We start from the raw sequence: 12174 nt of genomic DNA on the forward strand, positions 1-12174 counted from the left end.
AAGCCTAGCGGGGGAAGCTAGGCTTTTTTATTTACAACAATATTAATTGCTGTACTTAATATGCTTTGGCGCAATTTCGTCCCGCTGCTTTGGCTTTATATAAACCTTTATCAGCTCGCGAAAAAACATCGTTTTCGGTGTCTTGGCTACTCGCTAAAGTAAAGCCAATACTGGTAGTAACTAAGTACTGCGCCATTATCTTTGAGTTTTTAACGCGTTGCATAATGCGCTCAGCTATTACTTTATTAGTAGTAAACTCAGGATCTTCAATTAGTATTGCAAATTCATCGCCACCAAATCTAAATACAGAGTCAGTGCCTCGAATAGAGCCATTAAGTACTAAGGCAAACTCTTTAAGTACATCGTCACCCACTTTATGACCAAAGTTATCGTTTACTTGTTTAAAACTGTCTAAATCAAGCAACATTAAACTAAATGGACGCTGGTAACGGCGGCAGTTTTCAAGCTTTTGCAGTAAGGTGTCATTAAATTGACTTCTATTGCTTAGTCCCGTTAATGCATCTTTTGTGGCAAGTTTTAATACCCTGTTATACATTATCGCATTACGTAAAGGGTAGAGCAGCGCACTATGAAAATATTGTAGTTTTTGTTCTATGGCAACACTCAGAGGATATTTACTAAAGTATATTAGTTGCCCTAAATTATCATTTTCGACAATTAAATCAAAAGTATAAGAAAGCGTATCAATATCGCAATCAGGTGTTTGCACTGTACCTAGCGCAGACTTGAACTGTATACCTGAAAAATTTAGCAGTTGTTTTGCAAATTTTGCATAAATAGCTAATATATCTTCGAGTATTAAACTGGTTTGTAATTTTGCAGCTAGCTCTTGCGTTGCTGCCGGTTCATTTTTACGATAATGCTCAGCCGAAAACGGCAAAAACTCTCCGCGTCCAGCAATACGTTGTGTCAATATATGCACATTTTCCATTGATTTATTTCCCCCGAGTATATGATCTCATAATACTAAGCGAATTTTATGCCACATTTAAAAACTGGCCGATAAATTGGTGATTGCTATAGTTAAGCATGGCTGTTTTTATAAGTAACGAGGTAATATTTGCAAAATATTAATACTCAAATTTTTACTTTATTAGTCGCTGCTGTCTTATTTGTATGGATTTTTAAGCGCGTAGGGCTACCCCCTATATTGGCTTATTTAGCAACAGGGGTTTTAGCGGGTAGTCACAGTGTTGGCTGGATGACGCAAACTCACGAAATGGATTTAGTAGCTGAACTAGGTATAGTATTTTTATTATTTAGTTTGGGGCTCGAGTTTTCTATTTCGCGATTAATGGCAATGCGCAATATAGTATTTGGCTTAGGATCATTGCAGGTTGTAGTAACCAGTACAGTGCTTATTGTGATTTTATATTGCCTAAACTTTAGTTTGCTCACCAGTTTTACAATTGGCGTTATTATGATGCTGTCCTCAACTGCTGTGGTTGTTAAGCTATTAAAAGAAAACGGGGAGTTAAATAAACGCCGTGGGCAGCTCGCCATTGGGGTACTTTTATTGCAAGACATTGCGGTTGTGCCTTTACTGATTATTTTACCTTTATTAGCCGCTACCGGGTCGCAAAGTATTAGCTGGGCGTTAGCGGTTGCGCTCACTAAAGGGGCGTTTGTTTGTTTACTACTTTGGGCTATAGGTAAATGGATTTTGCCTAAAGTATTTAATGAAATTGCGCTGGTACGAACCGACGAGCTATTTATGCTTACCACTTTGCTGGTGGCTTTATTTGCTGCCTTACTCACCTACTCATTTGGTTTATCTATGGCGCTGGGCGCTTTTTTAGCAGGCATGATGCTAGGAGAAAGCCATTACCGGCATCAGCTTGAGGCAGATATTAGGCCATTTAGAGATATTTTAATGGGGTTGTTTTTTGTCACTGTCGGCATGCAGCTCAATGTAATGTATGTGCTTAATAATAGCTTACTTATTATTGGCGCATTAGTTGGGTTATTAGTATTAAAAATAGCGGTAATGGCAATAAGTGCTCAGCTAATGGGCGAGCGAAAACAAGACGCGCTAGCATGTGCATTTATGCTATGGCAAATGGGGGAGTTTGGTTTTGTACTTATAGCGCTAGGCGCTCAGCATCAGTTACTAACTAATCAGCAAGTATCGTTTTTAATTGCTTTAGGGGTGCTTTCTATGGCGCTTACGCCCTTTTTAATTGATAAAACACCTTTTATTTTAAAGCGTATTGGCGTGCTAGATCGTGCAAGCCAAGCGTGGGAAAGTGAACCTAAAAGCAGCACACTGTATAGTGATCATGTCATTATTTGTGGCTTTTCACGGGTGGGGCAAACGGTTGCACGTTTTTTAAAACCAGAAGCCATTGATTATATAGCAATAGAAAGTAATCCGATTTTAGTTCAAGAAGGTAAAGCGGCTGGTGAGCCTATATTATTTGGCCATGTTAAACAAAAAGATATTTTAAAATGTGCGGGAGTAGAGCGAGCACGTTTAGTCATTATTACCTTTACTGAGTTTGAGCAAACGCAAATAGTAATAGATGCAATCAAGCAAGTTGCCCCAGAGGTAAAAATACTAATAAGAACCAAAGACGACAGTCAGCTGGAGCGTTTAAAAGAACTGGGGGTTACCGAAGTTGTGCCAGAAACCCTTGAAGCTAGCTTAATGTTGGTTTCGCATGTTTTGTCTATGTCGGGGGTACCAATGAGCCGTATTATTCGCCGTGTTAGCACCGAAAGGCATAACCGCTATCAATTATTGCAACGCTTTTTTACCGGTGAGTACCTTGATGTAGACGAAGACGCGCATGAACGCCTTGAATACTTGCATGTAATAGCGCTACCCGATAAAGCTTTTGCGGTTAATAAAAGTATTGCGGCGCTTAATTTAGCAAAACGAAAAGTGTCTATAAAAGCACTGCGCAGACAAAATAATGAAATAGACAATCCATCAGATCACACTATATTACTAGCCAACGATATTTTAATACTGCAAGGTAAACCAAGGCGCGTAGAGCGAGTAGAGCATTACTTATTTGATGGTATTGAGTAAGTTACTTAGATGATGCAGGGCGAGCATGCATCAGCGCCCTAATCTAGCTCTAAAAACTTACGTATTTCAGGCAGCTTTTTCATGCCATCCTCATAACCAATTTGTATTAAATGTTGGGTATAACGTTTTTCAAATAATAAATAGCTGGTTAAACTCGATTGCGAATGTTTTTTAACCCCTATGATCCTAAGCAACACTTTAATTGCCCATGGCATATCGTCGTAGTACTGCGCGGCAATAGCATTAAAGTTTTGTGATGGGTTGATCACGCAGGTTTCTATGCGCTTAAGTTCTTGGTGTTTATCGCGAGCTGGCAGCAAGCCTAAGGTGCGGTTAATTCGCTCTAGCCGTTCTAAGTCAGATTGCATAGTGTCGGTAAACACGCTGTCGAGTAAATGCCCTGCAACCGAAGACAGCCCAGGGTAATGAGCAGAGTAACCCACAGGGTGTAACTCTTTAGGCTGCTCAACACCAATAATGAATATTTTTTCAGCGCCTAAATGTATTGATGGGCTTAGAGGCGATAACTGATGTATAGAGCCATCACCAAAGTAATGGTTATAAATATTTACACTAGGAAACACCATAGGAATGGCGCTCGAAGCCATTAAATGCTCAACATTAATACGCGTAGCGCGGCCCTCACGTTTAGCGCGTTGCCATGGTAGGCGTGTATTAGATTGATAAAACGCCACCGAATCACCAGTAGTATAACTAGAGGCGGTAATCGAAAGCGCTTCTAAGTAATTGTGATGTAAGTTGCGTTCAATGCGATGTAAATCTAATATTTCGTTTAATAATTTACGCAGTGGCCGATTGTTTAATAAACTCGCAGGCGGATGATTTATATGTTCTGACTGAAAACTGGTTAAAATATTACGAGTAATATGACCAAATACACTTAAAAAATCACTTTTATACACCATAGAAGTAGAAAAGTTCTTCCATACAGACTCGAGCTTTCTAACTGCTAAGTGCGCGCAGGAGGCATAGCAAGCTAGCGCCGCAGAGTTTATAGCCCCAGCAGATGTACCATTTATTACTCTAAATGGCAGAGGCGCTGTTCTAGGCATGCTATGAGCTAATGCTTTAAGTACGCCTACTTGATAAGCAGCGCGTGCGCCACCCCCTGTTAATAGAAGGGCAACTTTGGGTTTGTTAGGATCAACTTGCTTGATTTTCATATAAGGGACTAAACTGTTCTACGTCTTTACTTTATTTATTTACTTTAAGTCTTTAAGCTAGAAGAATCAAAGGATACCTTAGCTGCTTTTAATATTATTTACTGTAAGCTATGAATTAAACTCATTTAGAATACTCTAAGTGATATTGCATTTTAATTTTAATGGAGTTCGTATGTCAGATAAACCATCAGCGTCAGATGTTCAAAAACGTCCACCTAATAACAATCTACTTTTTGCCATTATTATTTTAGTGGTACTCGTATGCGCCGCTGCATTTGTATTGCTTAAGCCAAGCAACGAGGCAGAAGTGCTTACTGAGGTTGAGCCAGCACCAGTAGAGCAGCCTATGATGGAGTTAAAGCCAGAGAATGATCCTGTTTTAGATGTTCCATCAGTATTGCCAGATAAACCGCAAGATTATGAAATGCCAGCGCAGCGTGATGCCGAGCCAGCAGCCGTGCAATTACCACCACTTGATGAAAGTGATGCAGTCGTTGTGGCAAAAATGGATGAATACTTAAGTGATTCGGTAATGAAGCTAATGATTACCGATGATGTTATTCGCCGTGGTGTCGTGTTTGTTGATAATTTAGCAAAGGGCAAAGTTGCTACAAAACATACACCAGTAATAAAGCCAGAAGAAAAATTTAGTGTCACAGAAGGTGATATTTTAACTATCGATCCTAATAGTTATGAACGTTACACCCCGTATGTAAAAATATTTACTAGTATGAGCGCCGCCCAAGCCGTGCGTTTATTTGAAGAATATAAACCGCTTATTAATAATGCCTATACAGAAATTGGTTACGGCGATAATGAGTTTACGCAAACGCTTGAAGATGCAATCGACTTATTACTCGATACACCAGAGCCAGAAGGTAACTTACCATTACTGCGCGATTCAGTAACCTACCAATATGCATTTGCAGAGTGGGAGCAATTACCCGCTGCACAAAAACAGCTTTTACGTATGGGCCCAGAGAACATGAAAAAAGTAAAAGCGGCACTGCGTAATATTAAAGCGCAGTTAGAGAGCAAATAGTAAACATAAAACAGTTTAAAAGGCCGCGATTGTATATGAAGTATGCAATCGCACTTTCTTTTTCGATTATCCCTTGAATAACGTAGCAAAAGTAGAGATAATCCCTCCCGCGCCAACCAAGGCCCTCAATGGTAGTCTTATTGGTCCTCTCGCAACACTAGCAGGCGAACCTGGTCAGGCCCGGAAGGGAGCAGCCACAGTTTGTGACGTGTGTGCCGAGATGTGGCTGGTAAGACTGCCACCCAAATTCCTCATTTGGGTGTTGTTTGAAGTATAAGTTGACATATTTGTACTAAAAGATGGCATAAATTGGAAGTATAAGGTGGCATAGTCTAGTATTTAACCAAATGGTTAGATGGTTGACTCACATGTACAGAAGAAAACTCAAACACTCCCGTGTTAAAAACCTCCATAAATTTGCTAGTCAAAAAAATAAATCTACCTGTTTAGTTGAATCCTCTTTAGAGTTTGATGCTTGTTTCCATTTTGAATTTTCACCATCAATAGCCGCATTTGAAGCACAACCACTCGGTTACGAATATCAGTTTGATAACCGTATTTGTCGTTACACGCCTGACTTTTTACTTATCCACACAGACGGCACGCAAAAATTTATCGAAGTAAAACCACAAAGCAAAATTGCCGATGAAGACTTTCGTGCACGTTTTATTGAAAAGCAAGCCATCGCTAAGCAAGATGGACGCGATTTAATACTGGTTACTGATAAGCAAATCCGTGTATACCCAACACTCAATAACTTAAAGCTTTTGCATCGCTACTCTGGTTTTCAGTCTTTAACAGAGCTGCAAGCATCGGTGCTAGAACTTGTTAAGCAATACGGCTCTATTAAAGTGGGCCAGTTAGTTAACTTTTTAAAAGTAACTGCCGGTGAGCTACTTGCTACGGTGCTACGCTTATTATCACTAGGGCAGTTATTTGCCGACTTAACTACAAATGAAATATCAATAGAAACAGCAATTTGGTCTAACAATGTTTAATGACGGTTTGTTTGATGATGAATTTAACCAGCCATTACCAAAAGCAGAAACCAAACTACCTCAAAATTACGCCAAAGATTTACAAGCCCTTCCTGAAAAAATTAAAACTACAACATTTGCTAAGCTTAAATATATTCAATGGCTTGAGGCTAATATTCAAGGCGGTTGGACACAAAAAAACCTTGAGCCTTTATTAAAAGTAATGCCCGAAGTTGAGGGAGAAAAGAAGCCTAGCTGGAGAACCGCTGCACGATGGTATAGCGCTTATACCAATGCAGATAAAAATATCATGGCGCTAATTCCAAGCCATCAAAAAAAGGGTAACAGGGAGCGCGATACAGCCACCGATAAGTTTTTTGAAAAAGCGCTTGAGCGTTACTTAGTAAAAGAAAAACCATCAGTGGCTTCTGCTTATAAGTATTATGCAGATTTAGTTATTATTGAAAACGACAGTGTTGTGGGCAGTGTTTTAAAGCCTTTAACATACAAAGCGTTTAAAAACAGAATAGATAACTTACCACAATACGAAGTAATGATTGCTCGTTATGGTAAGCGCCTTGCTGATATTGCTTTTAATAAAGTAGAAGGGCATACACGGCCTACCCGAGTACTCGAAAAAGTTGAAATTGACCATACACCGCTTGATCTTATTCTATTAGATGATGAGCTGCATATCCCACTTGGTCGGCCAACACTCACTATGTTAGTAGATGTGTATAGCCATTGTATTGTTGGCTATTACTTTAGTTTCAGCGAACCCAGCTATGATGCAGTAAGGCGAGCAATGCTAAATGCGATGAAACCTAAAAGTGAAGTGGCAAAACTATACCCAGATACGCTAAATGAGTGGAAGTGTGCTGGCAAAATTGAAACTCTCGTTGTTGATAATGGCGCTGAATTTTGGAGTAACAGCCTTGAACTTGCTTGTGAAGAGATAGGCATTAATACTCAATATAACCCTGTCGCAAAGCCTTGGTTAAAACCATTTGTAGAACGCATGTTCGGCACAATTAACACTGAATTATTAGACCCTGTTCCCGGTAAAACCTTTTCTAACATTTTACAAAAGCATGAATACAATCCCAAAAAAGATGCAATCATGCGCTTTACGACCTTTATGCAGTTATTTCATAAATGGGTAGTAGACGTTTACCATCAAGATGCCGACAGCCGATTTAAGTACATACCAAGCCAACAATGGGATCAAGGCTTTAATACGTTACCACCAACAGTGCTGAGTAATGATGATCTTCAACAACTGGATGTTGTGCTCAGTATTTCAAATCATAGGGTGCTTCGTAAAGGTGGGATACGGCTAGAAAACTTAAGCTACGACAGTACTGAACTGGCCAATTATAGAAAGCAATTTAGCCACAAGGTATCTCAAGAAGTTTTAATTAAATTAAACCCCGATGATATTTCTTATATATACGTTTACCTCGATAAGCTAGAGCATTACATAAAAGTGCCATGCATAGATCCAAACGGTTATACCCAAAATTTAAGTTTGAATCAGCATAAAATAAATATACGCATTCATCGCGATTTTATTTCGGGCTCTATCGATAATGTAGGCTTAGCAAAAGCGCGTATGTTTATTCATAACAAAATTCAAAGCGAGTTTGAAGGTTTAAAAAATGCGCCAAAACACTCAAAAGTAAAAGGGGGTAAAGCATTAGCTAAGCATCAAAATGTAAATAGTGACTCACAAAAATCAATCACGCAGAGCAAACACGTAGAGGTTAAAAAGGTTACACCTAAAGAGCAACCAGCTGATAGCTGGGATGACTTTATCTCAGACCTAGATGGATTTTAATTATGCTGACCGACAAACAAAAAGAAAAGCTTAATGAATTTCGCGATGTATTTATTGAATACCCAATAATAAGCACGGTATTTAACGACTTTGACAGATTAAGACTTGGTAAAGGGCTAACAGGTGAAAAGCCTTGCATGCTGTTAAATGGCGATACAGGCACAGGTAAAACAGCACTAATAAAACAGTATAAAGAACGTCACTTACCGCAATTTATTAATGGAGTGATGAATCACCCTGTATTAGTCAGCCGCATACCGAGCAATCCGACATTAGAATCTACTTTAGCCGAGCTTCTTAAAGACTTAGGGCAAGTAGGCAGCACAGAGCGTAAGCTACGAATAAACGGTACTCGGTTAACGACATCATTAATTGAAAATTTAAAAACGTGTGGTACTGAGCTTATAATTATTGATGAGTTCCAAGAGCTAATTGAGCACAACCAAGGTAAAAAGCGCCGCGAGATTGCTAACCGATTAAAGTATATTAACGACGAAGCGGGTGTATCAATTGTATTGGTAGGTATGCCGTGGGCAGAAAAAATAGCAGACGAACCTCAATGGTCATCGCGTTTATTAGTAAGGCGGCAGCTGCCATATTTTAAATTATCAGAAAACCCAAAGCATTTTGTGCAGTTAATAATTGGCCTAGCCAACCGTATGCCATTCACCGAAAAGCCAAATTTAAGTGAGCAAGCAACAGTGTTTGCTTTGTTCTCCTTATCAAAAGGTTGTTTTAGAACATTAAAATACTTTTTAGATGATGCCGTACTTTACGCATTAATAGACAACACAAAAACCCTCACGACTAAACACTTGGTCAAAGCATTTGATGTGCTCTTCCCTGATATACCAAACCTATTTACTTTGCCAGTTGCAAAAATTACAGCAAGTGAAGTCGAGCGCTATTCACTATATAAACCTGAAAGCGCCCAAGACGAAGACCCGTTTATAGCGACCAAGTTTACTGACCGAATGCCGATTAGTCAGTTGTTGAAGAAAAAATAAATGTGGTTAGATGGTTTACGAAAAAACACCTTCTACATTACTCGGAGTATGTGTGTAATAAAAAATTTGTTTTTAGAAGCACTTTTACTTTAAAGTAAGTGTAAATGTACGTTACCACAAAGAAGTTATTTTAAAGTAAAAACTTGCTTTGTATTTTGCTAAACAATCAGTTATCAGAAACTAGATGTTCATAAAGGGTTATAAAATGGATTTGTTCGGTTGGAATATAGGCACAGAAGAAACTCAATGCTATGTTACAGTTATGAAAGCAAAAGATATCTTCGAAATATCAGAAGTGTCGCGAGTAGACTCTAACCCTAAAGATGGTTATCAACGATTATTAAGTCAAAAAAGAGCTTCAGATATTGCTCAATATTTAGATGATGGAAATATCATCCCTGGCTCGATAATATTAAGTGCTCAAGCAGGCTGTCATATTGAATATGATGCTGCTAGTAAAAAAATTACACTTGATAATACAAAAGCAAACTTATTTGTAATAGACGGGCAGCATCGTTTATACGGAGCAAGTTTGTGCGAATCAGATATTCTTCTACCCGTATGTATTTTCGCAGGTCTAGAGCTTAAGCAAGAAGTTCAGTACTTTTTGGATATTAATTCCAATCAAAAAGGCGTACCAAAAACCTTGCGTATAGAGCTTTTAAAATTCTTATCCGAACCAGAATCACCAGAGGCAGTTTTAATTCGACTTTTCAAAGAACTTGGTGAAGAAATTGACTCCCCTTTATATGGTAAAACTTCTGCAACTACTTCCGTTCCAGGAAAAGTATCTCATGTACCATTTCAAAGTGCTCTTAGCCCAATAATTGAAGGAAAGATATTAAGAAAATTTGATTATGATAAAAAGAAAGTATTAATTAAAAACTACTTATGTGCAGTATCTAGTATTTTGAATCGTATGGAAGGGCATGATAAAAGAATGACGAGCTCTGCATTTTTTCAGGCTATATTTAAAGTATTTGATGATGTATGTTCTTCATCATTAACTTATTATAAAAATTACCAAGAGCGCTCACTTGAAAATATTTTAGATGGAATAAGTAAAATTGATTTTGATAGGCATAGTGGCTCAAATCAACAGACTATTAGTCAAATGGCAAGTGAATTACAAACATTATTAGACATTCATTCCTCCACATTAGAAGAGCCAAATGATCTTTTAGGATAAAAAGAAATGATCCAGGAAGATTTAACTAAATCATTACTCAAGCAAATTACATCATTGAATTTATCTCCTTTACCTAATGATAAATATGCTTTTAAAGATACCATAAAGCAGAAACTATTAGACATTGGAGAGGACTTCACTTTTACTTTTAATGCTAATAAATCTTTTGAAGTTGATATTCGATGTGATGTTTACAAGAAGGCTCTGTTTTCTGACTATTTTTTTGGGCGAAGAAGGATATTAGAACAAAATAAAAGTCTTCAAAATCTTATTTCTCAAAATAATCAAGTCGCTTGGGTTTTAGTCACTGCATATTATTCAGCTTTTTATATGTCCAACGAAATATCTAAATTATTTGGTATTTATATTGCTAATTTTAGTGCTAAAGATATGGCTAACTTATTCTCTAGGGCTGATGGTGTAATACCTGACAAATTCATTAATTTAGAACAGTCAAATTTCAGTTATCAAGTAAAAGTTACGCATTCGCATTATGATGGCTTTGTGAAGTTATCTTTTTATCCCAAGTCCCCTCGGCCGCACGTAGAAGTATGGAAAAACTTATCGGAAGTAGTGGATAGATTAGATGTAAATGATATGCAAAAGCATCATAAAACACTTTTTTTAAATATATGTGATTCTAAAAATGAAAGGTGGCATATACCAAGTAGAGTCAGAAACGATTGGAATTATAAGTACACTGATTTCTATGGTGATAAAGGAGACACACTAGGGGAGATCTTTTATAAAAATATCCGAGATAAAACATCATCTTTTTCATGGGCTAATAATCGTAACATTCAGCCTCATGAATCGAATGTTACTGCGAGTATTTCATATATTTACCACTGCCTAAAATGCGTAATATTATCATTCGATAAACGTCTTGGCTTTGATTAGCCTCTTTTTAGAATGGTTCTTTAAGCATTCAACAAATATCGGGTTATTTTTAAAATTTCATAAACTAAAATATCCTTAGTACACTTGTGGGTTGAATACTAAGAGAATCTTAGCAATATGTATTTTATAGCTAAGGTTCACATGGAAACTCCAACACCTTCACGCCTAAAGTCTGCAAGAAAAGCAGCAGGCCTTACTCAGCAACAGCTAGGTATGGCGTTAGGCATGGAGCCAAACACGGCTAGTGCTCGCATGAACCAATACGAAAAAGGCAAACATGCCCCTGATTTTTTAACCATGAAACGCATTGCTAAAGAGCTAGATGTACCAGTAGCATACTTTTATTGTGAAGAAGATATTCTATCTGAACTAATTTGTGCACTTGGTAAGCTGGACAAAGACAGACAAAAAGCACTGCTCAGTCAGCTTATTGAAAATAAAAAATAGAATAGCCTTTCAATGAACATTTGGTTTTATTTGGTTACTAACGAAGTTCGAATAAAACTTACATCAGCTCCCCTAATCGAAGTAGGAAAAGGAATTAAATATGGCAAGCGAGTTCAAGCTAATGGATATATATGAGCAAAACCTTAACTTTTTAATAGGAGCTGGAGCGTCTTATGGTTTCCTTCCAACGTTAGCTCTAGAAGTTATAGATGAAGCAGGAAATAAATGTACCTTTGAAACTCTTGCAAAAAAGTATGAGTCTGAAAAACAAGCAATAACACTATTATTCATGCTCTACTATCAAGAATGTATTAGAGACGGACTACCAAATGTATTTTCAAGTATCCCTCCACATCCTAAAAGGCCAATTAATCAAGAAAATGTGATTAATGAATATAAACGTTTTTTATCCACTCTAGTTTCTATGTTAGATAGGCAAAAACCATCAGAGAAAAGAGCTTGCGTATTCCGGTGATGGTGAACACCGATTCCGGTTTTATCGTGAACACTTAAATTCCACGCATTGGGTTCATGAC

The 12174-nt window shown here is 37.7% G+C and carries 11 protein-coding genes and 1 other RNA gene; 10 read left to right on the forward strand and 2 right to left on the reverse strand.

What is annotated here, in order from left to right; translation table 11 throughout:
* Window positions 1-55: 55 nt before the first annotated feature.
* The gene (locus HC000_RS09685) at window positions 56-952 is read right to left on the reverse strand and encodes a GGDEF domain-containing protein (protein ID WP_179807549.1); all 897 of its coding nucleotides are present in this window, start codon (window positions 950-952) and stop codon (window positions 56-58) included.
* 129 nt (window positions 953-1081) lie between these two features.
* Between HC000_RS09685 and HC000_RS09690 the strand changes: the two genes are divergently transcribed.
* The gene (locus tag HC000_RS09690) at window positions 1082-3055 is read left to right on the forward strand and encodes a cation:proton antiporter (RefSeq protein ID WP_179807550.1); all 1974 of its coding nucleotides are present in this window, start codon (window positions 1082-1084) and stop codon (window positions 3053-3055) included.
* Window positions 3056-3093: 38 nt separating this feature from the next.
* Here HC000_RS09690 and HC000_RS09695 read toward each other — a convergent pair whose 3' ends face one another.
* Complete coding sequence (locus tag HC000_RS09695) at window positions 3094-4239, reverse strand: patatin-like phospholipase family protein (RefSeq protein WP_011328667.1); 1146 nt, start codon at window positions 4237-4239, stop codon at window positions 3094-3096.
* Window positions 4240-4411: 172 nt separating this feature from the next.
* Between HC000_RS09695 and HC000_RS09700 the strand changes: the two genes are divergently transcribed.
* The 9 genes from HC000_RS09700 (at window position 4412) to HC000_RS09740 (ending at window position 12113) form a co-directional block, all read left to right on the forward strand.
* On the forward strand, window positions 4412-5281 hold the full coding sequence (locus tag HC000_RS09700) for a DUF3014 domain-containing protein (RefSeq protein ID WP_179807551.1): 870 nt from the start codon (window positions 4412-4414) through the stop codon (window positions 5279-5281).
* A 138-nt stretch (window positions 5282-5419) separates the two neighbouring features.
* An RNA gene (gene ffs / locus HC000_RS09705) (signal recognition particle sRNA small type) lies at window positions 5420-5516 on the forward strand.
* 133 nt (window positions 5517-5649) lie between these two features.
* Window positions 5650-6279, forward strand: coding sequence for a TnsA endonuclease N-terminal domain-containing protein (locus HC000_RS09710; RefSeq protein ID WP_087530673.1), 630 nt, complete (start codon window positions 5650-5652; stop codon window positions 6277-6279).
* Complete coding sequence (locus HC000_RS09715; RefSeq protein WP_087530672.1) at window positions 6272-8095, forward strand: Mu transposase C-terminal domain-containing protein; 1824 nt, start codon at window positions 6272-6274, stop codon at window positions 8093-8095. Before HC000_RS09710 ends, HC000_RS09715 begins: the two co-directional genes overlap by 8 nt.
* 2 nt (window positions 8096-8097) lie before the next feature.
* Entirely contained in the window at window positions 8098-9102 is a 1005-nt protein-coding gene (locus HC000_RS09720; protein ID WP_179807552.1) for a TniB family NTP-binding protein, read from the forward strand.
* Window positions 9103-9307: 205 nt separating this feature from the next.
* Window positions 9308-10291 (forward strand): DGQHR domain-containing protein, encoded by a 984-nt coding sequence (locus HC000_RS09725; RefSeq protein WP_179807553.1) that lies wholly within the window; start codon window positions 9308-9310, stop codon window positions 10289-10291.
* Between the two features lie 6 nt (window positions 10292-10297).
* Entirely contained in the window at window positions 10298-11191 is an 894-nt protein-coding gene (locus tag HC000_RS09730) for a hypothetical protein (protein ID WP_179807554.1), read from the forward strand.
* A 141-nt stretch (window positions 11192-11332) separates the two neighbouring features.
* Complete coding sequence (locus tag HC000_RS09735) at window positions 11333-11638, forward strand: helix-turn-helix transcriptional regulator (RefSeq protein ID WP_179807555.1); 306 nt, start codon at window positions 11333-11335, stop codon at window positions 11636-11638.
* 100 nt (window positions 11639-11738) lie between these two features.
* Window positions 11739-12113, forward strand: coding sequence for a hypothetical protein (locus HC000_RS09740; protein WP_179807556.1), 375 nt, complete (start codon window positions 11739-11741; stop codon window positions 12111-12113).
* Window positions 12114-12174 lie beyond the last annotated feature (61 nt).

The organism is Pseudoalteromonas sp. MIP2626 (assembly GCF_013414205.1).
GTDB classification, from domain to species: domain Bacteria; phylum Pseudomonadota; class Gammaproteobacteria; order Enterobacterales; family Alteromonadaceae; genus Pseudoalteromonas; species Pseudoalteromonas nigrifaciens.

Excerpts from the sequence above, each read along its gene's own strand:
- HC000_RS09685 (WP_179807549.1), bottom strand. The coding sequence starts at position 952 with ATGGAAAATGTGCATATATTGACACAACGTATTGCTGGACGCGGAGAG.
- HC000_RS09695 (WP_011328667.1), bottom strand. The coding sequence starts at position 4,239 with ATGAAAATCAAGCAAGTTGATCCTAACAAACCCAAAGTTGCCCTTCTA.
- HC000_RS09700 (WP_179807551.1), top strand. The coding sequence starts at position 4,412 with ATGTCAGATAAACCATCAGCGTCAGATGTTCAAAAACGTCCACCTAAT.
- HC000_RS09710 (WP_087530673.1), top strand. The coding sequence starts at position 5,650 with ATGTACAGAAGAAAACTCAAACACTCCCGTGTTAAAAACCTCCATAAA.
- HC000_RS09715 (WP_087530672.1), top strand. The coding sequence starts at position 6,272 with ATGTTTAATGACGGTTTGTTTGATGATGAATTTAACCAGCCATTACCA.
- HC000_RS09720 (WP_179807552.1), top strand. The coding sequence starts at position 8,098 with ATGCTGACCGACAAACAAAAAGAAAAGCTTAATGAATTTCGCGATGTA.
- HC000_RS09725 (WP_179807553.1), top strand. The coding sequence starts at position 9,308 with ATGGATTTGTTCGGTTGGAATATAGGCACAGAAGAAACTCAATGCTAT.
- HC000_RS09730 (WP_179807554.1), top strand. The coding sequence starts at position 10,298 with ATGATCCAGGAAGATTTAACTAAATCATTACTCAAGCAAATTACATCA.
- HC000_RS09735 (WP_179807555.1), top strand. The coding sequence starts at position 11,333 with ATGGAAACTCCAACACCTTCACGCCTAAAGTCTGCAAGAAAAGCAGCA.
- HC000_RS09740 (WP_179807556.1), top strand. The coding sequence starts at position 11,739 with ATGGCAAGCGAGTTCAAGCTAATGGATATATATGAGCAAAACCTTAAC.